Raw genomic sequence first — 23,558 nt, 5'->3', positions numbered from 1 at the left:
GCCGCGTCAGCTTTGCGTGCCGCCTGCGTCCGCCGCGCTCAGCGCGTAGCCGCGCCGTTGCGCCCGGCGGCGAAACCGCTCGGCGGCATGGACCGCTTCGCGCAGGTTGGAGAACCAGCGCAGGCAGGACGCGCCGGTCTGACCTTGCAGCCCCCATTCGCGCAGCACGGTATATTCCCCGAACAGGTTGTCGGAGACTTCCACGCGATAGAACCGTCGCGATGTCGGCGTGTGTAGAAGGAGATTGAGCATGGCAGTGCCCCTGTATCCCGATTTCGTGAAGTGAATCAGAGCGGAGCGGTTTTGGCCAGCAAAAAGAGGTTAATGCCTTGCTGCCCGCAGCGCGGGCTATGTCCTCAGCTCCAGCGGACTTCGCCCAGGAAGATGTACCCAGCGCCGTATATCGTTTTGATAAGGCGTGGGTTTTTCGGATCTTCGCGAAGCTTCGTACGCAGCCGAGAGATCCGCACATCCATCGCCCGGTCGAAGCTCTCGCCCGCCGCGCCGCCCAAGCTTTCCTGCATCTGCGCGCGGGTGATCAGCCGGTTCGGGCTTTCGAGAAACAGCCGCAGCACTTCCCCCTCGGCATGGGAGAATGAGGTTTCGGCCCCATCTTCCGCGACGAGGAGGTAGCGGTCGAAATGCGCGGTCCAGCCTGCGAAACGGGCGGTTTGCGCCTGCGCGGGACTTTCGCTACGCCCCTTGCGCAGGCGGGCGCGGATGCGCGCCACGACCTCGGCGGGATCGAAGGGCTTGATGATGTAATCATCCGCGCCAAGCTCCAGCCCAGTCACCCGGTCCTGCACCTGCGCGCGGCCCGAGATGATGATGATCGCAGCGCCGGATTCCAGCGCCAGCCGATGCACCAGTGCCAGCCCGTCGCGATCGGGTAGCCCCAGATCGACGAGGCAGACATCCGGCGAAGAGCGCTTCAGCCCAACTTCGAACTCGGTCGCGCGGGCATAGCAGGTCGTGCGAAACCCGGCCTCTTCGAGCGCATCGGAGAGCATCCGGCGAATTTCGGGCTCGTCGTCGAGGATCGCGACAAGGGGATGGTCGGCACTCATCGAGGCACTCCCGCAAGCAACGCCGCAAGCTGCGCGGCGGTAAAGGGTTTCTGAAGGACCGGGCAGGGGGCCTGCGCGCGCAGTGCATCGCCCGGTGGCAGCGAGGTCATCAGGATCATTGGAACCTGATCGCCGATACTGCGGGCAAGATCCACCCCACTGCGCGGTCCGGGCAGCTGGATATCCGACAGGACCAGTTCAATGTCGGGCAGGTTCAGAAGCGCCTCGGCCTCGGCGATCGTACCCGCCTCTACGACCGTATGGTCGAGGGCGCGGAGCATGTCTCGGGTGCTGGCGCGGATGTCCTCGTCATCCTCGACCAGCAGAACCATCATCGGGTCGGCTTGCCGGGCGGCGGCTTTCAGCGGTAGCCGCATCGTTACGCGCGCTCCGTCCTCGGTGTTCTCCAGCCGCAGCGTGCCGCCCGCGAGCTTGGTCTGGTCATAGACCATCGACAGGCCGAGCCCGGAGCCCTCCTTGCCCTTCGTCGTGAAGAACGGGTCGAGCGCGTGTTCGAGCGCCTCGTCCGAGAAGCCTCCGCCCTGATCGGTGACGGTGATCTCGACCCAGGTGTCGCGCACTGCGCGGGCCTCGATACTGATCGTGCCGCCCTTCGCCCGCATTGCGTGATTGGCGTTCAGGATCAGGTTCAGAAGGCTGTCCTGCAGCGGCCCGGGATCGAGCAGGATCGGGTCGCTCAGACCGTTATTGGTGAAGTCGAGCGTCACCGGATCGTGCAGCGTCGGCCCCGCCATCGCGGCGAGATCGTCGAAGAGATCGTCCAGCACCACCGCCTGCGGGCGCAGCTCGCGCGGGCCCGAGATCGCGGCGATCCGGTCGAGAAGCGTGCCGCCGCGCCGCGCCGCGCCAAGGGTCGCGCGGATCGCCTCCTGCGCCTCCGCAGGCAGCCCCTCCATCCGTTCGAGCCGCCCCTGCAACCCGAGGATGATCGTCAGCAGATTGGCGAAATCATGCGCCAGCCCCGAGGACAGCTGCGCGGCCAATTCGCGCTTCGCCGTTTGCGCCAGCGCCGCGCGGACCTGCGCTTCGTGCGTGACATCGGTGGAGAGGATGTAGATCCCGGTTACCTTGTCCTCGCCCGCGAGATCGGGGGTCAGCGCCACGCGGATGCGGCGGCCCGACGGGTCATGGGTGATCTCGACCACGCTTGCCTCGCCGGCAAGCGCGCGGCGAAAGCAGGGGGTGATCTTGCGATAGGTCTCTGGGCCGAGCGCCTCGCTCGCATGGTGGCCGACCGCATTGGCGAGCGAGCCGGGCATCACGGTTGACAGGCGCCGATTGGAATAGGTGTAGATCAGGTCGCGATCGACACGCGCGATATGGGCAGGCATCATCTCGGTCACCTGCCGGGTGCGGGCCTCGGTGATGGCCAGTTGGCGCGAGGTTTCCTCCAGCGCCATGTTGGTCGCGGCGAGTTCGCGGTTCGCCGCCGCGAGCGCCTCGGCATGGTCGAGGAGCTGACCCGACAACTCTTCGGATCGCGCGCGCAACAGTGCCTCCTGCCGCTTCACCGGCGTGATATCGGTATAGACCGTGACCCAGCCGCCTTCGGGCAGAGGCGCGCCCTCGACCGAGATCGTGCGCCCATTCGCGCGTTGCCGCTCCATGTAATGGGCCTCGAAGGCGCGCGCGGTCTCGACCCGTTCGCGGACGGCGGCCTCGATATCATCCACCTCGCCGTATTCGCCCCGCGTTACGAGGAAGCGAATCGTATCCTCGAAGGTGGTGCCGGGTCGGGTCAGCGCATCGGGCAGGTCGAACATCAGCTGGTATTGCCGGTTCGACACGGCCAGCCGCAGATCGCTGTCGAAGATCGACAGCGCCTGTCCGATGAGGTTCAGCCCCGCCTGTGTCAGCCGCTCGCGGCTTGTTTCGCTCACCTTGCCCCTCCCGCTCCTTGGCTTTTGCTACCACCGGCGGACGGCGCGGCAAAGCGCGTTTCGCTGCGCAGCGAAGTCGTAAGAATTCGTTACAATCACGAAAAGATCACGAAAACTTTGACAGAGACTGTCGAGCCATGCCGAACTGTGCGCGGAGGAGCGCCCAGAGCGGTCGAGGGACGCCGGACATACCGGCGCGAGGGAGGAAAATTTGGCTGACGCAGTCGCGAAGGGGCAGGACTCTGCCCAATCGATTCCTGCACTTTTGGCGCGGAACGTGGCCCGATACGGTGGCTACCCCGCCTATCGCGAAAAGGAATTCGGGATCTGGCAGAGCTGGAGCTGGGCCGAAGCGGCCGAGGAAATCCGCGCCATGGCGCTGGGTTTCCTGAGCCTCGGCGTGGAGCGGGGCGATCATGTCGCCATCATCGGGCGCAACCGCCCCATGCATTACTGGTCGATGGTCGCGGCGCAGATGTGCGGCGCGATTCCGGTGCCGCTCTATCAGGACGCGGCGGCCAAAGAGATGGCCTATGTGATGGAGCATTGCGGCGCGCGCTTCGTCGTCTGCGGCGATCAGGAGCAGGTCGACAAGATCGTCGAGATCGAGGACCGCATCCATGCGATCACCCATGTCACCTACACCGACAAGCGCGGCATGCGGAAATACGACCACTCGCGGATGAACGCGCTGGAGGACGTGCAGGCCGAAGGCCGCGCGGGCCATTCGCGCTACGAGGCCGAGCTCGATAAGCGCATCGCCGAGCTGACCTATGACAGCACCTGCGTGATGCTCTACACCTCGGGCACGACGGGCAAGCCGAAGGGCGTGGTCCTGTCGAACCGCAACATCATCGAGACTGCGAAGGCGTCCTCGGAATTCGATCACCTGAACCATAATGACGAGGTTCTGGCCTACCTGCCGATGGCATGGGTGGGCGATTTCATCTTCTCGATCGGGCAGGCCTATTGGTCGGGCTTCACCGTGAACTGCCCGGAAAGCCCCGAGACGATGATGATCGACCTGCGTGAGATCGGGCCGACCTATTTCTTCGCGCCGCCGCGGGTCTTCGAGAACCAGCTGACCTCGGTGATGATCCGCATGGAAGATGCGGGCAAGCTGAAGAAGAAGCTGTTCGACCATTACATGAAGGTTGCGCGCGATGTCGGCCCCGACATTCTCGATGGCAAGCCCGTAAGCTTCGGCAAGCGGATGTCCTATGCGCTGGGCAATCTCTTCGTCTATGGCCCGCTGAAGAACACGCTGGGCTTCTCGCGCATCCGCGTGGGCTACACGGCGGGCGAGGCGATCGGGCCGGAGATATTCTCCTTCTACCGCTCGCTCGGGATCAACCTGAAGCAGCTCTACGGCCAGACCGAGGCGTCGGTCTTCATCACCCAGCAGCCCGATGGCGAAGTCCGCGCCGATACGGTGGGCGTGCCGTCGCCGGGCGTCGAGGTGAAGATCGCCGACAATGGCGAGGTTTTCTATCGCAGTCCCGGCACCTTCGTGGAGTATTACAAGAACCCGGAAAGTACGGCCTCGACCAAGGACCCGGAAGGCTGGGTCGCGACGGGCGATGCGGGCTTCTTCGAGGAAGGCACCGGCCATCTGCGGATCATCGACCGCGCGAAGGACGTGGGCAAGATGGCCGACGGTCGCCTGTTCGCGCCGAAATATGTCGAGAACAAGCTGAAGTTCTACCCCTCGATCCTCGAGGCGGTGGTGTTCGGCGCAGGGCGCGATCGCTGCACGGCCTTCATCAATATCGACCTCACGGCGGTCGGCAACTGGGCCGAACGCAACAACATCTCCTACGCCTCCTACCAGGAGCTTGCGGGCCACCCGCGCGTCTACGAGATGATCCGCGAACACGTCGAAGAGGTGAATGAAAGCATCGCCGAAGACCCGATGCTCTCGGGCTGTCAGGTCCATCGCTTCCTGATCCTGCACAAGGAACTCGACGCCGATGACGGCGAGATGACCCGGACCCGCAAGGTGCGCCGCAACGTGATCGGCGAGAAATTCGCCGACCTGATCGCGGCGCTCTATGACGGGCGCGACGAGATCTACACCGAAACGGAAGTGACCTACGAGGACGGGCGCAAGGGCTCGATCAAGGCGACGCTGAAGATCGCCGACGCGAAGGTCGTGGCCCCGAAACAGATGGCGGAGGCGGCGGAATGAAAGACATGCAAGACGGATACGTCACCGCCGACGGTCGCCAGATCGGCGGGGTCATCATGGAGATGAAGAACATCACGCTGCGCTTCGGCGGGGTGGTGGCGATCAAGGATATCTCCTTCGACATCCGCGAGGGCGAAATCCGCGCGATCATCGGTCCGAACGGCGCGGGGAAATCCTCGATGCTGAACGTCATCTCGGGCTTCTATATCCCGACCGAGGGCGAGGTGTTCTACAAGGGCATCAAGCGCGGGCCGATGAAACCCTATCAGGTCGCGCGTCTCGGTATCGCACGCACCTTCCAGAACATCGCGCTGTTCGACGGCATGTCGGTGCTCGACAACATCATGACCGGTCGGCTGACCCATATGAAGAAGGGTCTCGTGGCGCAGGCAGGTTGGTGGTGGACCGGTGCCGCCGCCGAGGAACACGAGAACCGCGAGAAGGTCGAGAAGATCATCGACTTCCTCGAGATCCAGAATATCCGGAAAACGCCGGTGGGGCGTCTGCCTTACGGCCTGAAGAAGCGGGTGGAACTGGCGCGCGCGCTTGCCGCGGAGCCGAAGATCCTGCTGCTCGACGAGCCGATGGCCGGGATGAACGTCGAAGAGAAAGAGGACATGAGCCGCTTCATCCTCGACGTGAACGACGAATTCGGCACCACCATCGTCCTGATCGAACACGATATGGGCGTCGTGATGGATCTCTCCGACCGCGTGGTCGTGATGGATTACGGCAAGAAGATCGGTGACGGCTCGCCCGACGAGGTGCGCAACAATCAGGACGTGATCGACGCCTATCTGGGGGTCGCCCATGACTGAGACCATCCGCTTCGCAATTCAGACATCGGAGGCGCGTCATGCCTGATATCGTTCTCTACGCCGCCGAGGTGACGCTGAACGGCCTGATGGCCGGGGTGCTCTACGCGCTCGTGGCTCTGGGCTTCGTGCTGATCTTCAAAGCTTCCGGCATCTTCAACTATGCGCAGGGCGTGCTCGCACTCTTCGCGGCGCTGACGCTGGTCGGCATCCAGAAGGGTCAGGTGCCCTTCGCCCATCTCATCAACGCGATGACGGGCAATCACTACACGAACTTTCCGTGGGAGATTCCGGCGATCGTCGCGATACTGCTTGCGGCGGGCGTGATGGTGATCCTCGCGATCATCATCGAAAAGCTGGTGCTCAAGCATCTGGTCAACCAGGCGCCGATCATCCTCTTCATGGCGACAATCGGGATGGCCTATTTCCTCGAAGGCTTCGGGGACGTGATGTGGGGCTCGGACATCAAGACGCTCGATGTGGGGCTGCCGCAGGGCATCAACGAGACCATCGACACCGTCACCTACAACATGTTCGGCTACGGCTTCTTCATCGACAATCTCGATATCGTCGCGGCCATCGTCGCGGTGCTGCTGGTGGCCGCGCTGACCGTGTTCTCGCAATACTCCAAGCAGGGCCGGGCGTTGCGTGCCGTGGCAGACGATCACCAGGCCGCGCTTTCGGTCGGGATCTCGCTGCGCTTCATCTGGATCCTCGTCTGGTCCATCGCAGGCTTCGTCGCGCTGGTCGCGGGCATCATGTGGGGCTCGAAATCGGGCGTGCAGTTTTCGCTTTCGCTGATTGCGCTCAAGGCGCTGCCGGTGCTGATGCTGGGCGGCTTCACCTCGATCCCCGGCGCCATCGTCGGCGGTCTGATCATCGGTGTGGGCGAGAAACTGTTCGAACTGCTGATCGGGGCGCCCTTCCTTGGCGGCGCGACCGAGAACTGGTTCGCCTATGTCCTCGCGCTCGTCTTCCTCGTGTTCCGGCCGCAGGGTCTGTTCGGCGAGAAGATCATCGAGAGGGTCTGACCGATGATCACGATGCTGTCACGGCAAGGTGAGAAAAATCTTGATCGCATCGCAGGGGTGCGACAAGCTGCCGCATATCGTGGCGTCAACGGGAGGGGAGCCCAGTGTCGTCGCGCTGATGTGACGATCATTGGGAGGACCGTTACCGATGAAGACCTGCGCAACCGTGTTCACGATTGGCTGGGGAGCTGCGCTCGCATTCGGATGGATCGCGCTGGCCGCGCCGCCGGAAGAACCGACCACCTTGCAAACACTGAATATCGTGCTGGCCGCCCTGGGGGCGGGTGCCGGGCTCTGGGCCTGGGTGAGGATCCGGCGCGGCGACTGCTGACGGGGGACGACGCGCTCTCCCTGGCGAAAGGGAGAGGCTGATGTTTTACCGCGAAGCAGGTGATTTCAAGACATCCTACCGGGAGGACAGCCAGACCTTCCCGATCAAGTTCGACCGGCTGCGCTATTACGCGGTGCTGGTGGTCGCTTTCGGGATCGTGCCGCTGTTCATCAACGACTACTGGGCGAACGCGGTCGCGGTGCCCTTCCTGATCTACGCCATCGCGGCGATCGGGCTGAACATCCTCGTGGGCTATGCCGGGCAGGTCAGCCTTGGCACCGGCGGCTTCATGGCGGTGGGCGCCTATTCCGTCTACAAACTGATGACGGCCTTCCCGGACATCAACATCTTCTTCCACGTGATCATCGCGGGGTTCATCACCGCCGCCGTGGGCGTGATCTTCGGCCTGCCGAGCCTACGCATCAAGGGCTTCTACCTCGCGGTGGCGACGCTGGCGGCGCAGTTCTTCCTCGTCTGGCTCTTCAACAAGGTGCCGTGGTTCTACAATTACTCGGCCTCGGGTCAGATCAACGCGCCCGAGCGCACCGTGTTCGGCGTCTTCGTGACAGGCGCGCAGACCTCGGCGATGGCGAAATACATGTTCTGCCTCGTGATGCTGACGCTGGTGGCGCTGGTCGCGCGCAACCTGACGCGTGGCACCGTGGGGCGAAAATGGATGGCGATCCGCGACATGGATATCGCCGCCGAGATCATCGGGGTGAACCCGCTGACGACGAAACTGTCGGCCTTCGCGGTCAGTTCCTTCTTCATCGGCATCGCGGGTGCTCTGTTCTTCGCGGTCTACCTTGGCGCGGCGGAAGTGGGCGAAGCCTTCGGCATCCAGAAGTCCTTCCTGATCCTCTTCATGGTGATCATCGGCGGTCTGGGCTCGATCTTCGGCTCGTTTGCGGGTGCTGCCTTCCTCGTGCTGCTGCCGGTCTTCCTCAAGAACGTGCTCGTCGGCACCTTCGGTTGGCCCACGGATCTCGCCGCCCATATCGAGCTGATGATCGTGGGCGGGCTGATCGTGGCCTTCCTGATCGCGGAACCGCACGGCCTCGCACAGCTCTGGCGCGTCGCGAAAGAGAAACTCCGGCTTTGGCCCTTCCCGCACTGAGGGCCGGGCCGCCCAACACAAAGAACCGGGAAACGCCCGGCGCAAAACTCGAACATTCTGGGAGGAGAACCGAATGAAGAAGACCCTAACCGCATTGGTCGCGGCGGCGATGACGCTGACCACGGCCCCGGCTTTCGCCGAACTGGTGGTGCCGAACCTCAGCTATCGCACCGGGCCCTATGCCGCGAACGGCATCCCCTACGCCGATGGCTTCAACGACTATTTCACCCTGCTCAACGAGCGTGACGGCGGCATTGGCGGTGAGATGGTCAAGACGCCCGAATGCGAAACCGCCTACAACACCGAGAAGGGCGTGGAATGCTATGAGTCCACCAAGGGCGAAGGCGCGCTGGCCTATAACCCACTCTCGACCGGCATCACCTATCAGCTGATCCCGAAGGTCACCGCTGACGGCATCACGCTCTACACCCCGGGCTACGGCCGCACTTCGGCCGCGAACGGCAAGGTGTTCAAGTGGGTCTTCAACTTCCCGGCCAACTACTGGGATGGCGCCTCGGTCGCGATCAAACACATCATTGATCAGGAAGGTGGCGACATCAAAGGCAAGAAAATCGCGCTGGTCTACCACAACTCTGCCTACGGCAAGGAGCCGATCCGCACGCTCGAAGAGCTGTCCAAGAAGCACGGTTTCGAGCTGTCGACCCTGCCCGTGGACCATCCCGGTCAGGAGCAGAAGTCGCAGTGGCTGCAGATCCGTCGTGACAAGCCCGACTATGTCCTGATGTGGGGCTGGGGCGTCATGAACCAGGTCGCCATTCAGGAAGCCGTCAACATCCGCTTCCCGATGGATCACTTCATCGGTGTCTGGTGGTCGGGTTCGGAGAACGACGTGGCTCCGGCAGGCGACAAGGCCTCGGGCTACAAGGCGCTCTCGTTCCACGGCACCGGCATGGACTACCCGGTCTATGACGACCTGAAGAAATACGTGGTCGATGCCGGCAAGGCCTCGGGTGCGGGCGACGAGGTTGGCACGATGCTCTACTCGCGCGGCATGTACGCGGCGATGATCATCTCGGAAGCGATCCGCAAGGCGCAGGAAATGACCGGCAAGTCGAACGTCAACGCCGCCGAAGTGCGCGACGGTTTCGAGAACCTCGACCTCACCGAAGCCCGTCTGGAAGAGCTCGGCCTGCCGAACTTTGCCCAGCCGATCAAGGCGAGCTGCGAGAACCACGGGGGCCCCGGCTCCGCCAAGGTCTTCCAGTGGGATGCCGCTGCGAAGAAGTGGAACGAAGCCTCCGACTGGATCGAATCCGACAAGGACGTGCTCAACCCGCTGATCGAAGAAGATTCCGCAGCCTTCGCTTCGGAAAACGGCATCACCAACCAGTGTAACTGATCGAAAACGGCCTCCGGCGCGCGCCGCCGGGGGCCACCCCAACGTCCCGGAGAGAACCATGCTCGACGCTTCGAAATCCGACACGACCCTGCTCGAGGTCAACAATATCGAGGTGATCTACAATCACGTCATCCTCGTGCTCAAAGGGGTCAGCCTGAGCGTGCCCAAGGGCGGGATCACCGCGCTTCTTGGCGGCAACGGCGCGGGCAAGACGACGACGCTCAAGGCGATCTCCAACCTGCTCAAGTCCGAACGCGGCGAGGTGACGAAAGGCTCGATCACCTATCGCGGCGAACGGGTGCAGGACGGCTCCCCCGCCGATCTGGTCCGCAAGGGCGTGATCCAGGTGATGGAGGGACGTCACTGTTTCGAACACCTGACCGTCGAGGAAAACCTGCTGACCGGTGCCTATACCCGCAAGGACGGGCGCGCCGCGATTCAGGACGATCTGGAGATGGTCTACACCTATTTCCCGCGCCTCAAGGAGCGCCGCAAATCGCAGGCGGGCTATACCTCGGGCGGGGAGCAGCAGATGGTCGCGATGGGCCGCGCGCTGATGAGCCGCCCCGAGACGATCCTGCTGGACGAACCTTCGATGGGTCTCGCGCCACAGCTGGTGGAGCAGATCTTCGAGATCGTGAAATCGGTCAACGAGAACGAAGGCGTCACATTCCTTCTGGCCGAGCAGAACACCAACGTCGCGCTCCGCTATGCGCATTACGGCTACATTCTGGAGAGCGGCCGCATCGTGATGGACGGTCCCGCAAAGGAATTGCGCGAGAACCCGGACGTGAAGGAATTCTACCTCGGCATGTCCGACGAAGGCCGCAAGAGCTTCCGCGACGTGCGCAGCTATCGCCGCCGGAAACGCTGGCTGGCGTGACGCTAACCTACTGATTCAATTAAATTGCTGCGCAGCATTTTCGGCGCGGCACAGGGGCGGTCTGTCCGCTGAACTGAAAGGGTCGAGAGATGCGCGAACATTTCGACGAATTGGAAACCCGCAGCGCCGACGCGCGTGAGGCCTCTTTGGCGGAGTGCCTGCCGGCTCTGATCGGCGCGGCGATGACGGCTCCGGGGATCGCGGCGCATCTGCAAGGCGTCGACCCGAGAGCTGTCACATCGCGCGAGGCGCTCGCGAAGCTGCCGGTGCTACGCAAGTCCGACCTCGGCTCTGCGCAGAAAGGCGCGCCACCCTTCGGCGGGCTGGTCATGAAACCCGCACATGCCTTCGCCCATATCTTCCAGTCGCCCGGTCCGATCTACGAGCCCGGCGATGTCAGTTACAATTGGTGGCGGCTCGGGCGCTTCGTCCATGCCGCAGGCGTCGGTCCGGGCGATATCGTGCAGAACTGCTTTGGTTACCACCTCACCCCGGCGGGGATGATGTTCGAAAATGCCGCGCGCACGGTCGGCGCCGCCGTGCTGCCCGCAGGCACCGGCCAGACGGAGCTGCAGGTCCGCGCCGCCGCCGATATCGGCTCGACGGTTTACGCGGGCACGCCCGATTACCTGCGCATCATCCTCGAGAAAGCCGAAGAGATGGGCGAGGCTCTGAAAATCACCAAGGCCACCGTGTCGGGCGGCGCACTCTTCCCGAGCCTGCGCCAGAGCTATGCCGACCGCGGGATCTCCTGCCTGCAATGTTACGCCACCGCCGATCTGGGCAACATCGCCTATGAGAGCGCCGCGATGGAGGGGATGATCGTGGACGAAGGCGTGATCGTCGAGATCGTCCGCCCCGGCACCGGCGATCCGGTGGCCCCCGGCGAGGTCGGCGAGGTCGTCGTGACCACGCTCAATCCCGACTACCCGCTGATCCGCTTCGCCACCGGCGATCTCTCGGCGGTGATGGAAGGCGTCAGCCCCTGTGGGCGCACCAACATGCGCATCAAGGGCTGGATGGGCCGCGCCGATCAGACCACCAAGATCAAGGGCATGTTCGTACGCCCCGAACAGGTGGCGAGCTTCGTCTCCGCCCATGCAGAGGTGCAGAAGGCCCGCGTCATCGCCACGCGCGACGGCGAGATGGACGTGATGACCGTGCAGATCGAAACCGAGGCCGACGACCCGACGCGTTTCGACGGCGGCGTGCGCGCGGCGCTCAAGATGAAAGGCGTGATCGAACTGGTGGCGCCGGGATCGCTTCCGAATGATGGTAAGGTCATCGACGACCAGCGCAGTTACGACTGAGGAACCCAGCCGCGATCTCAGGGGTTTCCTCGCGTAAGAGAGATGGAGGACCCCATGCGTAAACTTCTTCTGACAGGTGCCGCGATCGCGGCGCTAGGCCTTCCCGCCCATGCCGCCGATCTGGCGTTGCTTCTGGGCAATTCCAATTACCAGCGGATCGACGATCTTCGCTCGGGCACCGCGCTGACCGATAGCGAAGCGAAGCTGCAGACGGCAGGTTTCTCGGTGCTGATCGAGGATGACGCCGACGCCGCCGAGATCCGCTCCCGCTTCCGCGATTTCGTGACCCGCGCGCCCGAGGCCGACCGGCTGGTCGTGGCGCTCTCGGGCCGCTTCGCCCATTCCGCCGGCGAGACGTGGTATCTGCCGGTCGATGTCCGCGACACCTCGCTGCCCGAAGCGGTGAGCGAGGCGTTGCCGCTGTCCGCCGTGATGACGGTTCTGGCCGCGCACCCCGGCCGCGCAGTGCTGCTGCTCGGCACGGCGGATGACGCGGGCAACGGCAACGGCCTGACCCAACCCGGGATCGGCACGCTCGACATTCCGCAAGGTGTGACGGTGCTGCGCGGCAGCCCGAAAAACGTCGCGAGCCTGATGTCGGGCAATCTGACCGAGCCTGGCGCCTCGCTGATGCGGTCGGCGCAATCTGCGGACCTGACCGCCAGTGGCTACATCGCGCAAGATCTCACCCTGGTCACCGAGCCGACGGGGAAGAAACCCGCCCCGGTGAAGACCCCCGAAGCAGACCCGTCTGCCCCGTACTGGGACATGGCGCGCTCCGAGGATTCGATCACCGCCTATCAGCTCTATCTCGACCGCTACCCGAATGGCGCGAATGCCGCTCAGGCGAAACAGCGCATCCAGCAACTGCGTGACGAACCGCAGCAGAAAGCGAAGGCCGCGGAGGAGGCGCTGAACCTTAGCCGCGACCAGCGCCGCGAGGTGCAGCAGTACCTGACGATCCTGAAATTCGACCCGAAAGGCGTCGACGGCATCTTCGGGCCGGGCTCGCGCGGGGCGATCGCGCGCTGGCAGAAGGCCAACGGCTTCGACGATACGAGCTACCTGACCCGCGCACAGCTCACCGCGCTCACGGCGCAGGGCGAGAAGCGCGCCGCCGAGCTGAAGGCAGAGGCAGAGGCGCGTCAGGCCAAGATCGACCAGCAGGACCGTGCCTATTGGGAGCAGACCGGCAAGGCGGGTGATGAGGCCGGGCTGCGCGCCTATCTCAAGAAATATCCCGACGGTCTGTTCGCGGAACTCGCGCAGGAGCGTCTCGACAAGATCGAAGCGGATCGCCGCTCCGAGGCTCAGGCTGCGGATCGCGCAGACTGGGACGCCGCGCGCAAAGCCGACACCATCGCCAGCTACCGGGATTATCTCGCAAGCCGCTCCGACCCGGCCTTCAAGGCCGAGGCCGAGGCACGCATTGCCGAGCTGCAGCAACAGAATCAGCAAAGCGACGCGATGGATGCGGCCGCTGCGAAAGAGGCCGCCCTCAACCTGCCCGGTGTCGCGAAATCGCTTGTGGAACAACGTCTTGCCCAGATGGGCCTGAAGCCCGGCAAGGTCGACGGTGTGTTCGACAAGGATACGCGCCGCGCGATTCGCCGCTATCAGACCGCGGGCGGGCTGGAAGCTACAGGCTATCTCGATCAGGCCACCGTGGCGCAGCTTCTGGCCGGGGCGATCGGCGTGCAATAAGCGCCGATCTCTCTCAGCCTCGAAACGCTGAAAAAAGGAAAAGGCCGCGCCGGGAAATCCCTGGCGCGGCCTTTATTCGTTTCGGCTCGGCTGCCTCAGCCCTGGCGGGCTTTGAAGCGCTTCTGCGTCTTGTTGATCACGTAGACGCGGCCTTTGCGGCGCACGACCTGGCAATCGCGATGACGCTGCTTGAGCGAGCGGAGCGAGTTGCGGACCTTCATCGGCCTTCTCCTGTATCGCGGCGCGCGGTGCGCCTTGAAAAACGAATGCCCCGGGCTTGCAAGCCGGGGGCGGTGAATAGATGGTGGGCGGTACTGGGATCGAACCAGTGGCCACTACGATGTCAACGTAGTGCTCTACCGCTGAGCTAACCGCCCACACCCGTGCGATCCCGTTTGATGCCTTTGATTCGCGCTTGCGGCTAGGCCGCGAAGGGAACCGAAAGGCGCGGTGTCGCGTCGGTCTGGGGGTCTATATAAAGAGTCGAAACGGCTTTCAAGAGGGTTTTGGCGCGAAAGCGTTCCGGTGTAGGATATTAAGCGATCATAAGAGGTTTCATGTCCGACATCCCAGCCCTTTTGCCGCCGTTCCGGCTGGATCGCCCCAAGGCGTTGCGGACCGCTGCGGTCTTCGCCTCGCCCCATTCCGGTGCACACTACCCGCATAGCCTGCAGGAACGCGCCGTTCTGGACATCCTGCGCCTGCGGTCTTCCGAAGACGCCTTCGTCGATGAGCTGCTGGCGGATGTGCCGCAATTCGGCGCGCCGCTTCTCTGCGCGCAGTATCCGAGGGCGTGGGTCGATCTCAATCGGGCGGAGGACGAGCTTGATTCGGCGCTGATCGCCGGGCTGGACCGGGCGCATCCGGGACCGCGCGTCGCTGCTGGTCTCGGGGTGATTCCCCGCGTGGTATCCGGTGCGCGGGCGATTTATCGCGGCAAGATTCCGTTGATCGAGGCCGAGGCGCGGATCAACCATGTATGGCGACCTTATCACGCGCAGCTTGAAGCGCTGATGGCCGAGGCGCATGGCGCTTTCGGGCAAGCGATTCTGCTCGACATGCATTCGATGCCCTCCGAGGCGCTGGCCACGACCGGCCCGCGCCGCGCGGAGATCGTGCTCGGCGATCGCTACGGCACCAGCGCCGACCGGGAGATCGTGCGCGAGATCGAACTGATCTTCGAAGGCGAGGGGCTGAACGTCGCGCGCAACAGCCCCTTTGCCGGTGCCTATATCACCCAGCGATACGGGCATCCGCGCGAGGGCTATCACGCGATCCAGATCGAGATCGACCGCGCCCTCTACATGGATCAGCACCGCATCGCGCCGAACGAGAATTTCAATGCGTTCGCTGCGCTGATGAGCCGGGCGGCGCGTCAGATTGCTGATCTCGGGGCACATCCGCTGCGCCACGCAGCGGAGTAAGTCACTCCCCGTCCCAGCCGCGCCCGTTGCGGATCGCATCCGCCCCGAATCGCGCCCGGATCGCATCTTTGGCCCGCTCCGCGCTTGCGCGCTTGCCCGCATAAGGGTCGAGCAGGTCGCCTGCCGGATCGCGCCCATCCGCCGCCATGAGGTCCGAGAACCCGATCCCGATCAGTCGGTAGGCCTGCCCCTTCGGCAGCTTGTCGAACAGCGTCTCCCCCGCCCGATAGAGCGTGTCGGCCAGCTGGCTCGGCTCTTCCAGCCGGGTCTGCCGGGTCACCGTCGCGAAATCCGCCTTTTTCAGCTTCAGCGTCACGGTCCGCCCCGCCAGATCGCGCGCCTTCATCCGGGCCGAGACCTTCTCGGCCAGATGCCACAGCTTGCCCATCAGTGCCTCGCGATCGGCGATGTCAGTGTTGAAGGTGGTCTCGTTCGACACGGATTTCATCGGCGAGTCGGGAGAGACCCGGCGGGCATCATGGCCGTTCGCCAGTTCGAACAGGCGCCGCCCAGACGCGCCGAAGCGATCCTCCATCCGCGACAGCCCCGCGCGGCGAATATCGGCAAGCGTGCGGATGCCCGCACGCCCCAGGGCCGAGCGCGTTGCCGCCCCCACTCCCCAGAGGATCGACACCGGCTTGTCGCGGAGGAACTCTTCCGTATCGCCGCGCCCGATCACCGAAAACCCGCGCGGCTTGTCGAGATCCGAGGCGATCTTGGCGAGGAACTTGTTATGCGAAAGACCGACCGAGGCGGTGACCCCGATCTCCGTCTCGATCTCGCGCGCAAGCCGCGCCATCAGGAGGGCAGGGGGCGCATGGTGCAGCCGCTCCGTGCCGCCCAGATCGAGGAACGCCTCGTCGAGCGAGAGCGGCTCGATCAGCGGCGTCAGCTCCACCATTTTCGCCCTGATCTCGCGCGAGACGCTGGCGTAGTGCTCCATCCGCGGCTTGATGATCACCGCATCGGGGCAAAGCTTGCGCGCCTGAAACATCGGCATCGCCGAGCGCACCCCTGAGATTCGCGCGATGTAGCAGCAGGTCGTCACCACTCCGCGCGTGCCGCCGCCCACGATCACCGCTTGCGAAGACAGCTCGGGATTGTCGCGCTTCTCGACCGAAGCATAGAAACTGTCGCAATCGATATGTGCGATGGGCAGGTCGAACAGCTCCGGATGCGCCACGATGCGCGCCTTGCCGCAGGCGGGGCAACGCTTCGGTGCCTCGTCAAAACTCTTCAGGCAATGGCGACAAAGGGCAGGCATGGGCTCTCGATCCGGGGGTGTATCCCTTAGATACTCTCTCTTCGCCTTGGCGGAAATATCCCGGGCTGAATTGGCGCAGCCAAGAGGGGCAGCGCCCCTTGATGTCAACGAAAAAGGGGCGGATCGCTCCGCCCCTCTCAATCCGTCTTCAGGTGGCTCTTAGTGCAGCGGCACGCCATCGGCGGGTTTCGTGCCACCCAAGGGGGCCACGTGACCGCCGACGATCAGCCCGTTCGGGCCAGCCGTGACTTCGACCGTCGCGCCGTCCATAACTTCGCCGCCAAGGATCGCCTCGGCCAGCGGATCCTGCAGCGAGCGCTGGATCACCCGCTTCAGGGGGCGCGCGCCATAGACCGGGTCGTAGCCTGCATCGGCGAGCCACTTGTGAGCCGACTCGTCCAGATCCAGCGTGATCTTGCGCTGTGCCAGACGTTTCTCCAGCCGCTTGAGCTGGATTTCCACGATCCCGTCCATGTCCTTGCGGTTCAGGCGATCGAAGATAACCATCTCGTCGAGACGGTTCAGGAATTCGGGGCGGAAATGCGCCCGCACCGCATCCATCACCTGACGCTTGGCCTCGCCTGCATCCGAACCATCCGGCAGCTGGCTGAGCGCTTGCGAGCCGAGGTTCGACGTCAGCACGATCAGCGTCTGCTTGAAGTCGACCGTGCGGCCCTGACCATCGGTCAGCACACCATCGTCGAGCACCTGCAGCAGCACGTTGAACACGTCCGGATGCGCCTTCTCGACCTCGTCGAACAGCACGACCTGATAGGGACGCCGCCGGACCGCCTCGGTCAGAACGCCACCCTCGTCATAGCCGACATACCCGGGCGGGGCACCGATCAGCCGGGCCACGGAGTGCTTCTCCATGAACTCGGACATGTCGATCCGCACCATCGCCTGATCGTCGTCGAACAGGTAATTGGCGACCGCCTTGGTCAGTTCGGTCTTACCCACACCGGTCGGGCCGAGGAAGAGGAACGAGCCCAGCGGGCGGTTCTCGTCGTTGAGCCCCGCACGTGCACGGCGCACGGCGTTCGACACGGCGGTGATCGCTGCATTCTGACCGACGACGCGCTTGTGTAGCTCGTCTTCCATCTTCAGCAGCTTCTCGCGCTCGCCCTCCAGCATTTTGGAGGTCGGGATGCCGGTCCAGCGTTCGACCACTTCGGCGATCTGCTCGGGGCGCACTGATTCCTCGACCATCAGCTCTTCGCCTTCGGCCTCATCGGCCGCGGCGAGCTGCTTCTCGAGGCTCGGAATGATGCCGTAGCTCAGCTCACCGGCGCGGGCGAGATTGCCTTCGCGCTTGGCCTGATCCAGTTCGGCCCGGGCCTTGTCGAGTTGCTCCTTGAGGTTGCGGCCCGATTCCAGCTTGTCACGCTCGGCCTGCCACTTGGCAGTCATTTCCGAGGCGCGATCCTGCAGATCCGCCAGTTCCTTCTCGAGCTTCTCGAGACGATCCTTCGAAGCGGTATCGTCCTCTTTCTTCAGCGCTTCCGCTTCGATCTGCATCTGCAGGATCTGACGGTCGAGCGCATCGAGCTCCTCGGGCTTGCTGTCCACTTCCATGCGCAGACGCGAGGCGGCCTCGTCCACGAGGTCGATCGCCTTGTCGGGCAGGAAGCGGTCGGTGATGTAGCGATGCGAGAGTGTCGCAGCCGAGACCAGCGCCGAGTCGGAGATCTTCACCCCGTGGTGGAGTTCGTATTTCTCCTTGATTCCGCGCAGGATCGAGATCGTGTCCTCGACCGTCGGCTCTTCCACCATCACGGGCTGGAAGCGCCGAGCCAGTGCCGCGTCCTTCTCGACATATTTGCGATACTCATCAAGCGTCGTGGCGCCCACGCAGTGCAACTCACCACGGGCCAGCGCCGGCTTGATCAGGTTCGCCGCGTCCATCGCGCCGTCGGATTTCCCGGCACCCACGAGCGTGTGCATCTCGTCGATGAACAGGATGATTTCACCCGCAGCGGCCTCGATTTCCTTGAGGATCGCTTTCAGACGCTCTTCGAACTCACCGCGATATTTCGCACCGGCGATCAGCGCGCCCATGTCGAGCGCGAGGAGCCGTTTGTCGCGCAGCGATTCCGGTACGTCGCCGTCGATGATGCGCAGCGCGAGGCCTTCCGCGATCGCGGTCTTACCCACGCCGGGTTCACCGATCAGAACCGGGTTGTTCTTGGTCCGACGGCTGAGCACCTGCATGGTGCGCCGAATCTCGTCATCACGACCGATGATCGGGTCGATCTTGCCTTGCTCGGCAGCCTCGGTCAGATCGCGCGCATATTTCTTGAGCGCCTCATAGCCCTCTTCGGCCGAGGCCGAATCCGCCGTGCGGCCCTTGCGCAGGTCGTTGATCGCGGCGTTGAGCTTCTGCGCCGTCACAGCGCCCGCATCGAGCGCGTCCTTGGCGCGCGTGTTCACCATGGCCAGAGCCATCAGAACACGTTCGACCGGCACGAAGCTGTCGCCCGCTTTCTTGGCGATCTTCTCGGCCTCGTCGAGCACGCGCACGAGGCTTTGCTCGACATAGACCTGCCCGTCGCCGCCCGACACTTTCGGCAGTTTCGACACCGCCAGATCGACGGCCTCGAGCACGCGGGCAGGCTCGCCACCGGCGCGCTTGATCAGATTGGCCGACAGCCCCTGATCGTCATCCATCAATGCCTTCAGAAGATGCTCGGGCACCACACGTTGATGACCCTCGCGCATCGCGATCGTCTGCGCGGCCTGAAGGAAGCCGCGAGACCGCTCCGTGAACTTCTCCATGTTCATCGGCATTCTCCTTTTTTAAAGCCCCCGGGATGTGTCTGGCCCTGTATTAGGCGCCGTCCTGGCCGGGTCTCGCTATGAAAAATGGGATGTGGCATGCGCCGCTTCAAGTCTTTTCGATGGACCATTTCGCCGCAGGAGGAAACCAGATCGCAAGGTTTAGCGTTTACGAGAAGACAAGCATAGAGGACGACCACAGAGGAGGGTCCGGGTCCATGCACCATGGCAACGCCACGCATATCGCGCGCCTGATCTACAATGCCGCGCAACGCCGTTTCGAGGCGATCGTAGAATTCTTCATCCCCGGGGTCGCGCAGCCGCTGCGGGTGCCCGTCAGAATCGAAGCCAGCCAGAACATCCCACATCGACAGCTTACTCGCGCGCTGACCCGAGAAGCGCAGCGCCGTGGTATCGGCGGGCTGTGAACCCGCGAACGGCTTGACGTAGCGGTGATTGATCCGCATCAGGGGGCGATCTTGAAAAGGAGCGCTCTGCGATGACCGACATGACCCTGCCCGCCGACGACCGTCTCATCGTCGCCCTCGACGTGCCGAGCGCCTATGAAGGCCTCGTGCTGGCAAACCAGTTGGGCGACTCGGTGTCCTTCTACAAGATCGGTCTGGGGATGCTCACCGGCGGTGGCCTCGCGCTGGCGAGCGAGCTGAAGCAGGATCAGGGCAAGCGCATCTTCCTCGACATGAAGCTGTTCGATATCGGTGCGACGGTGGAAAACGCGGTGCGCGGTCTGGCGCAGTTCGACCTTGATTTCCTCACCGTGCATGGCGACCCCTATGTGGTTAAGGCCGCGAAGGAAGGCGCCGCGGGCACCGACCTGAAAATCCTCGCCGTGACAATCCTGACCTCGCTCGACCGGGAAGACCTGAACGGCGCGCTCATCAAGGAGGGTGCGATCAGCGATCTCGTCGCCGAACGTGCGGGCCGTGCATTCGACGCGGGTGCCGATGGCGTGATCGCTTCGCCGCAGGAAGCGGCGATGATCCGGGCATTGCCCGAGGCAACCGGCAAGCTGATCGTGACGCCGGGCGTGCGCCCGACCGGGGCCGACCTCGGCGACCAGAAGCGGATCGCGACCCCGGCAGCCGCAGTGGACGCAGGCGCTGACCATATCGTCGTTGGCCGCCCAATCCACCGCGCGCCCGATCCGCGCGCCGCGGCGGAAGCGATCCTCCAAGAGCTTCGGGGCTGACTGGCGCTTGGGTCACTGGCCATCGCCGCCGGTGGCGGGGCCACTCGTCTTCGAGTCGGGCGCGACTTCGACCTTCGCGGCATTCGGATCTGACATCTGCTGTTCGCTCGGTGGATCGGTGGCGGCCTCGTCGCCGCCGTCAACCGGCGTATCCGCAACCAACCAGACCACGACACCCAGCGCCGCGACCAGCGCCACAAGGGTGAGTATCAGGCCGCCGATACTGCTTTGTCGGTTCGAATCCTTGGCCATTTCTGCTCGCCTCTTCGCTTTGGTCCCTCGGTAAAGGAAACGCGAGGCAATGGCCTGCGTTCCTCCTCCTGTCCTCAGATAGGCGGAGCGCGGCGCAAAATGAAACGGCGCCCCGCAGGACGCCGCTTCACTTGCGCGTGATCCAGAAGGGCGGAAATCAGTTCGATCCGCCGCTCTGCGTGGTGGCCTCGGCGCCAGCGCCGCTGGTGTCGGTGCTGCCGCTGTCGCTAGCCGCGGTATCGCCCGCCGCAGCATCGCCCGAGGCGGTCGCGCCCGACGAATCCGCCGGGGCAGCGGAGTCGCTGTTTTCGATCGTGACCGAAGTGGAGCTTGCGTCGCTTTCTGCGGGCGCGGTGGTGGCGCTTTCATCCCCGGGCGCCATCATCAGCCAAAGGACGATACCGAGCGCAACGACGACCGCGCCCAGAACGAAGTAGATGCCGCCCAGACCCGAGCGTTCGTGATTATGCGTGTCAGACATGATGATCTCCTGTCGATTTTCATCTCTCTCTGCGTATTGGCGAGAGAACATCGATAGGCCGCTTCCAGTTCCCGGGGTGCGCGGGAACCCGCCGGGCGGGGTTTCGTCACACAGGGTCAGTTCTCGTTGATATCGTCATGCCAGTGCTTCACCTGACCGCGTCGCACGCCCATCAGCTTGCGCAGCGCGAGCCATGCGATGATCGACAGAATCGCGAAGGTGATCAGCGTGATCGGGACCGAATTTCCGACGATGCCGATCCAGACGAGCGCGCCCGTGACGACGGCCCCGATCGAGAAGCCGAGGAAGATGAAGCCGGGGATGATCATCTCTGCGACGCCCAGCACAAGACCGGCGACGACCCAGACCCACGGGAGTTGCCACAGGTCCATCATGCTTTCCTCAGCAGTTGGAAAGCGTCGGTGAAGGCTTCGAGGGCTGCGGCGGGCAGTATCACGGTCTGCTTGCCTTCGCCCTTGGCCACCTGCGCCAGCGCATCGACCTGTTTCAACGCGACCTGATATTGCGCGGCCTCGAGCCCGTTCTTGGCGATCGCCTGTGCTACGACCTCGGTCGCATAAGCTTCGGCATCCGCCGAGATGCGGCGGGCTTCGGCCTCTTTCTGCGCCTGGAACAGTTGCGCTTCGGCGGCGAGCTCGACCGCGCGCTTCTTGCCCTCGGCCTCGGTCACCTGCGCCCGACGCGCGCGTTCGGCGTTGAGCTGCTGCAGCATCGCGGCGCGGGTCGCCTCGTCCAGATTGACGTCGAGAATCTCGGCACGGGTCACCTCGATCCCCCAATCGTCGACCATCACGGCAACCTGCTCGCGGACCTTCTCGATCAGACGGGCACGGTTCGATTGCACTTCGTCGAGTTCGATCACCCCGATCTCGGAGCGCACGATCCCCGCCACCGTCGTCGCGATGGCCGCATCGACATCGCGGATACGATAGACGGTCTTCTCCGGCTCGGTAATTCGGTAGAAGACCGAGGTCTCGACCTTTACCAGCACGTTGTCGGCGGTGATCGCATCCTGCATCGCATTGGGCAGCTGGCGCTCGAGGATCGAAATCTTGTGCGGCACGCGGTCGAGGAAGGGCACGATGAAGTTGATGCCGGGGCCGAGCACCGCGCGCAGCCGGCCGAATCTCTCCACGACATGTTTTTCGGATTGCGGCACGATCCGGACGCCGAGGAAGACGGACAGGATCAGCAGCATCGCGATGGCGATCATCACGATATCGCTGTCGCTCAGGGAATTAACGAATAACATCTGGGCCTCGACCTTCTGAACTCAAACTTGGTGACCGGGAAACACGCGCAAGGCGAGCAGTGTCAGCACCACGAGCACGGCCCAGCCTCCCGGGCGCGCGAGCAGCCAGATGGCGAGTGCGAAGCCGATCCCGACGATGCGGCTGCCTGCCGTCGCGAGAAAGCCGAACAGAACGCCCATCAGGCGAACTCACTCATGCGGGGGGTCATCGACTGCTCCTTGTGGTTTTCCCGCAAGTCTGCCGCAAGTTGTGCGTTTTGGGAAGGTAGTTGCGCTCAGCTGAGGCGAGCGGGCAGGCGCAGGCCGCGCAAGACGTCGTCGCCCGACATCGGACGCTTGCCGGGGCGCTGCGCCTCGAGGATTTCCAGCGCGCCAGTGCCGCAGGCAATCGTAAACCCGTCGAGGATTTCGCCCGGCGCGCCACTGCCCACTGCCGGGGCGGCGCGCAGCAGCTTGATCCGCTCACCCGCGATCTCGGTCCAGGCGCCAGGGAAGGGCGAGAGGCCGTTGATATGGCGGATCACCTCGTCGGCCGGGCGCGTCCAATCGACCTGCGCTTCGGCCTTGTCGATCTTCGCGGCATAGGTGACGCCATTCTCCGGCTGAGGCTGAAGGATCAGCGAGTCGATCTCGGACAGCGCATCGAGGATCAGCCGGGCGCCCATTGCGCTCAGCCGGTCATGCAACTCGCCGGTGGTCTCGGTCGCGCCGATCTCGGTCGCTTCGCGCAGCATAACCGGCCCGGTATCGAGCCCGGCTTCCATCTGCATGATGCAGATGCCGGTCTGGCTGTCGCCTGCCATGATCGCCCGGTGGATCGGCGCGGCCCCGCGCCAGCGCGGGAGCAGCGAGGCGTGGATATTCAGACAGCCCTTCGCGGGCGCATCCAGAATGGCCTGCGGCAGGATCAGCCCGTAGGCCACGATGACCGCGATATCGGGATTCAGCGCGGCGAAGGCTTCACGATCCTCGGGGGCTTTGAAATTCCGCGGGGTGCGCACCTCGATCCCCAGTTCATCGGCCTTGGCATGGACCGGTGAGGGGCGCTCTTTCTTGCCGCGACCGGCGGGGCGGGGCGGCTGGCTATAGACGGCGACAACCTCATGCGCGCCGGCCAGCGCCTCCAGAACGGGGACGGAGAACTCCGGCGTTCCCATGAAGATGACGCGCAT

At 64.0% G+C, this 23,558-nt stretch carries 24 protein-coding genes and 1 tRNA gene; 12 read left to right on the top strand and 13 right to left on the bottom strand.

Annotation, left to right across the window (positions count from 1 at the left end; all coding sequences use genetic code 11):
* Positions 1-6: 6 nt before the first annotated feature.
* The 3 genes from DEM26_RS08390 to DEM26_RS08380 form a co-directional block, all read right to left on the bottom strand.
* Positions 7-252 carry a WGR domain-containing protein gene (locus DEM26_RS08390; RefSeq protein ID WP_075775408.1) on the bottom strand — a complete coding sequence of 82 codons (246 nt, stop codon included), beginning with the start codon at positions 250-252 and terminating at the stop codon, positions 7-9.
* A gap of 104 nt (positions 253-356) precedes the next feature.
* Positions 357-1,067, bottom strand: coding sequence for a response regulator transcription factor (locus tag DEM26_RS08385; RefSeq protein ID WP_075775409.1), 711 nt, complete (start codon positions 1,065-1,067; stop codon positions 357-359).
* Entirely contained in the window at positions 1,064-2,968 is a 1,905-nt protein-coding gene (locus DEM26_RS08380) for a hybrid sensor histidine kinase/response regulator (protein ID WP_109172154.1), read from the bottom strand. Before DEM26_RS08380 ends, DEM26_RS08385 begins: the two co-directional genes overlap by 4 nt.
* A gap of 211 nt (positions 2,969-3,179) precedes the next feature.
* On the opposite strand from DEM26_RS08380, the gene DEM26_RS08375 reads away from it, so the two are divergent.
* The 9 genes from DEM26_RS08375 to DEM26_RS08335 all read left to right on the top strand — a co-directional run bounded on the left by DEM26_RS08375 (position 3,180) and on the right by DEM26_RS08335 (position 13,707).
* Positions 3,180-5,156 (top strand): long-chain fatty acid--CoA ligase, encoded by a 1,977-nt coding sequence (locus DEM26_RS08375; protein ID WP_109172153.1) that lies wholly within the window; start codon positions 3,180-3,182, stop codon positions 5,154-5,156.
* Complete coding sequence (locus DEM26_RS08370) at positions 5,153-5,974, top strand: ABC transporter ATP-binding protein (protein ID WP_088735384.1); 822 nt, start codon at positions 5,153-5,155, stop codon at positions 5,972-5,974. Before DEM26_RS08375 ends, DEM26_RS08370 begins: the two co-directional genes overlap by 4 nt.
* Positions 5,975-6,012: 38 nt before the next feature.
* Positions 6,013-7,002: a branched-chain amino acid ABC transporter permease gene (locus DEM26_RS08365; protein ID WP_075775413.1), complete on the top strand. Its 990-nt coding sequence runs from the start codon at positions 6,013-6,015 to the stop codon at positions 7,000-7,002.
* A gap of 148 nt (positions 7,003-7,150) precedes the next feature.
* A complete protein-coding gene (locus tag DEM26_RS08360; RefSeq protein ID WP_075775414.1) occupies positions 7,151-7,333 on the top strand; it encodes a hypothetical protein in 183 nt (60 codons plus the stop codon).
* 40 nt (positions 7,334-7,373) lie between these two features.
* A complete protein-coding gene (locus DEM26_RS08355) occupies positions 7,374-8,450 on the top strand; it encodes a branched-chain amino acid ABC transporter permease (RefSeq protein ID WP_075775415.1) in 1,077 nt (358 codons plus the stop codon).
* A gap of 73 nt (positions 8,451-8,523) precedes the next feature.
* Complete coding sequence (locus tag DEM26_RS08350) at positions 8,524-9,810, top strand: ABC transporter substrate-binding protein (RefSeq protein WP_075775416.1); 1,287 nt, start codon at positions 8,524-8,526, stop codon at positions 9,808-9,810.
* 58 nt (positions 9,811-9,868) lie between these two features.
* A complete protein-coding gene (locus DEM26_RS08345) occupies positions 9,869-10,693 on the top strand; it encodes an ABC transporter ATP-binding protein (protein WP_075775417.1) in 825 nt (274 codons plus the stop codon).
* A gap of 89 nt (positions 10,694-10,782) precedes the next feature.
* On the top strand, positions 10,783-12,003 hold the full coding sequence (locus DEM26_RS08340; protein ID WP_088719800.1) for a phenylacetate--CoA ligase family protein: 1,221 nt from the start codon (positions 10,783-10,785) through the stop codon (positions 12,001-12,003).
* A gap of 54 nt (positions 12,004-12,057) precedes the next feature.
* Positions 12,058-13,707: a peptidoglycan-binding protein gene (locus DEM26_RS08335; RefSeq protein WP_158275101.1), complete on the top strand. Its 1,650-nt coding sequence runs from the start codon at positions 12,058-12,060 to the stop codon at positions 13,705-13,707.
* 95 nt (positions 13,708-13,802) lie between these two features.
* Here DEM26_RS08335 and ykgO read toward each other — a convergent pair whose 3' ends face one another.
* Both ykgO and DEM26_RS08325 read right to left on the bottom strand, forming a co-directional pair.
* Positions 13,803-13,928, bottom strand: coding sequence for a type B 50S ribosomal protein L36 (gene ykgO / locus DEM26_RS08330; protein ID WP_038074920.1), 126 nt, complete (start codon positions 13,926-13,928; stop codon positions 13,803-13,805).
* 81 nt (positions 13,929-14,009) lie between these two features.
* A tRNA-Val gene (locus tag DEM26_RS08325) sits at positions 14,010-14,084 on the bottom strand.
* 180 nt (positions 14,085-14,264) lie between these two features.
* Here DEM26_RS08325 and DEM26_RS08320 point away from each other — a divergent pair.
* Entirely contained in the window at positions 14,265-15,131 is an 867-nt protein-coding gene (locus tag DEM26_RS08320) for an N-formylglutamate amidohydrolase (protein WP_109172151.1), read from the top strand.
* Between the two features lies 1 nt (position 15,132).
* On the opposite strand, the gene DEM26_RS08315 is transcribed toward DEM26_RS08320, so the two are convergent.
* Positions 15,133-16,395 carry a DNA polymerase IV gene (locus DEM26_RS08315; RefSeq protein WP_088719797.1) on the bottom strand — a complete coding sequence of 421 codons (1,263 nt, stop codon included), beginning with the start codon at positions 16,393-16,395 and terminating at the stop codon, positions 15,133-15,135.
* Positions 16,396-16,554: 159 nt separating this feature from the next.
* Positions 16,555-19,176: an ATP-dependent chaperone ClpB gene (gene clpB / locus DEM26_RS08310; protein WP_075775422.1), complete on the bottom strand. Its 2,622-nt coding sequence runs from the start codon at positions 19,174-19,176 to the stop codon at positions 16,555-16,557.
* Between the two features lie 212 nt (positions 19,177-19,388).
* On the opposite strand from clpB, the gene DEM26_RS08305 reads away from it, so the two are divergent.
* Entirely contained in the window at positions 19,389-19,598 is a 210-nt protein-coding gene (locus DEM26_RS08305; RefSeq protein WP_075775423.1) for a hypothetical protein, read from the top strand.
* Positions 19,599-19,678: 80 nt separating this feature from the next.
* Positions 19,679-20,380, top strand: coding sequence for an orotidine-5'-phosphate decarboxylase (gene pyrF / locus DEM26_RS08300; protein ID WP_075775466.1), 702 nt, complete (start codon positions 19,679-19,681; stop codon positions 20,378-20,380).
* Between the two features lie 12 nt (positions 20,381-20,392).
* Here the strand turns inward: pyrF and DEM26_RS08295 are convergent, their stop codons facing one another.
* The 6 genes from DEM26_RS08295 to fmt form a co-directional block, all read right to left on the bottom strand.
* Positions 20,393-20,632, bottom strand: a complete 240-nt coding sequence (locus DEM26_RS08295; RefSeq protein ID WP_088723090.1) for a hypothetical protein — start codon at positions 20,630-20,632, stop codon at positions 20,393-20,395.
* 157 nt (positions 20,633-20,789) lie between these two features.
* Entirely contained in the window at positions 20,790-21,113 is a 324-nt protein-coding gene (locus DEM26_RS08290) for a hypothetical protein (protein ID WP_109172150.1), read from the bottom strand.
* Between the two features lie 116 nt (positions 21,114-21,229).
* A complete protein-coding gene (locus DEM26_RS08285; protein WP_077701024.1) occupies positions 21,230-21,508 on the bottom strand; it encodes an NfeD family protein in 279 nt (92 codons plus the stop codon).
* Positions 21,505-22,347, bottom strand: a complete 843-nt coding sequence (locus tag DEM26_RS08280; RefSeq protein ID WP_369907771.1) for an SPFH domain-containing protein — start codon at positions 22,345-22,347, stop codon at positions 21,505-21,507. The genes DEM26_RS08285 and DEM26_RS08280 overlap by 4 nt, the downstream gene beginning before the upstream one ends.
* 60 nt (positions 22,348-22,407) lie before the next feature.
* Entirely contained in the window at positions 22,408-22,566 is a 159-nt protein-coding gene (locus DEM26_RS20350) for a hypothetical protein (RefSeq protein WP_157771525.1), read from the bottom strand.
* Between the two features lie 95 nt (positions 22,567-22,661).
* Entirely contained in the window at positions 22,662-23,558 is an 897-nt protein-coding gene (gene fmt, locus DEM26_RS08275; protein WP_109172148.1) for a methionyl-tRNA formyltransferase, read from the bottom strand.

Source organism: Thioclava sp. NG1, assembly GCF_003122275.1.
Taxonomy (GTDB): domain Bacteria; phylum Pseudomonadota; class Alphaproteobacteria; order Rhodobacterales; family Rhodobacteraceae; genus Thioclava; species Thioclava nitratireducens.
This window is presented reverse-complemented; position numbering and strand designations above follow the sequence as displayed.

Coding starts and splice junctions, on each gene's coding strand:
- DEM26_RS08340 (WP_088719800.1), top strand. CDS start 10,783: ATGCGCGAACATTTCGACGAATTGGAAACCCGCAGCGCCGACGCGCGT.
- DEM26_RS08290 (WP_109172150.1), bottom strand. CDS start 21,113: ATGTCTGACACGCATAATCACGAACGCTCGGGTCTGGGCGGCATCTAC.
- DEM26_RS08350 (WP_075775416.1), top strand. CDS start 8,524: ATGAAGAAGACCCTAACCGCATTGGTCGCGGCGGCGATGACGCTGACC.
- DEM26_RS08335 (WP_158275101.1), top strand. CDS start 12,058: ATGCGTAAACTTCTTCTGACAGGTGCCGCGATCGCGGCGCTAGGCCTT.
- DEM26_RS20350 (WP_157771525.1), bottom strand. CDS start 22,566: ATGGGCGTTCTGTTCGGCTTTCTCGCGACGGCAGGCAGCCGCATCGTC.
- DEM26_RS08370 (WP_088735384.1), top strand. CDS start 5,153: ATGAAAGACATGCAAGACGGATACGTCACCGCCGACGGTCGCCAGATC.
- ykgO (WP_038074920.1), bottom strand. CDS start 13,928: ATGAAGGTCCGCAACTCGCTCCGCTCGCTCAAGCAGCGTCATCGCGAT.
- DEM26_RS08285 (WP_077701024.1), bottom strand. CDS start 21,508: ATGATGGACCTGTGGCAACTCCCGTGGGTCTGGGTCGTCGCCGGTCTT.
- DEM26_RS08365 (WP_075775413.1), top strand. CDS start 6,013: ATGCCTGATATCGTTCTCTACGCCGCCGAGGTGACGCTGAACGGCCTG.
- clpB (WP_075775422.1), bottom strand. CDS start 19,176: ATGAACATGGAGAAGTTCACGGAGCGGTCTCGCGGCTTCCTTCAGGCC.
- DEM26_RS08280 (WP_369907771.1), bottom strand. CDS start 22,347: ATGATCGCCATCGCGATGCTGCTGATCCTGTCCGTCTTCCTCGGCGTC.
- DEM26_RS08315 (WP_088719797.1), bottom strand. CDS start 16,395: ATGCCTGCCCTTTGTCGCCATTGCCTGAAGAGTTTTGACGAGGCACCG.
- DEM26_RS08345 (WP_075775417.1), top strand. CDS start 9,869: ATGCTCGACGCTTCGAAATCCGACACGACCCTGCTCGAGGTCAACAAT.
- DEM26_RS08390 (WP_075775408.1), bottom strand. CDS start 252: ATGCTCAATCTCCTTCTACACACGCCGACATCGCGACGGTTCTATCGC.
- fmt (WP_109172148.1), bottom strand. CDS start 23,558: ATGCGCGTCATCTTCATGGGAACGCCGGAGTTCTCCGTCCCCGTTCTG.
- DEM26_RS08360 (WP_075775414.1), top strand. CDS start 7,151: ATGAAGACCTGCGCAACCGTGTTCACGATTGGCTGGGGAGCTGCGCTC.
- pyrF (WP_075775466.1), top strand. CDS start 19,679: ATGACCCTGCCCGCCGACGACCGTCTCATCGTCGCCCTCGACGTGCCG.
- DEM26_RS08305 (WP_075775423.1), top strand. CDS start 19,389: ATGCACCATGGCAACGCCACGCATATCGCGCGCCTGATCTACAATGCC.
- DEM26_RS08320 (WP_109172151.1), top strand. CDS start 14,265: ATGTCCGACATCCCAGCCCTTTTGCCGCCGTTCCGGCTGGATCGCCCC.
- DEM26_RS08295 (WP_088723090.1), bottom strand. CDS start 20,632: ATGGCCAAGGATTCGAACCGACAAAGCAGTATCGGCGGCCTGATACTC.
- DEM26_RS08385 (WP_075775409.1), bottom strand. CDS start 1,067: ATGAGTGCCGACCATCCCCTTGTCGCGATCCTCGACGACGAGCCCGAA.
- DEM26_RS08355 (WP_075775415.1), top strand. CDS start 7,374: ATGTTTTACCGCGAAGCAGGTGATTTCAAGACATCCTACCGGGAGGAC.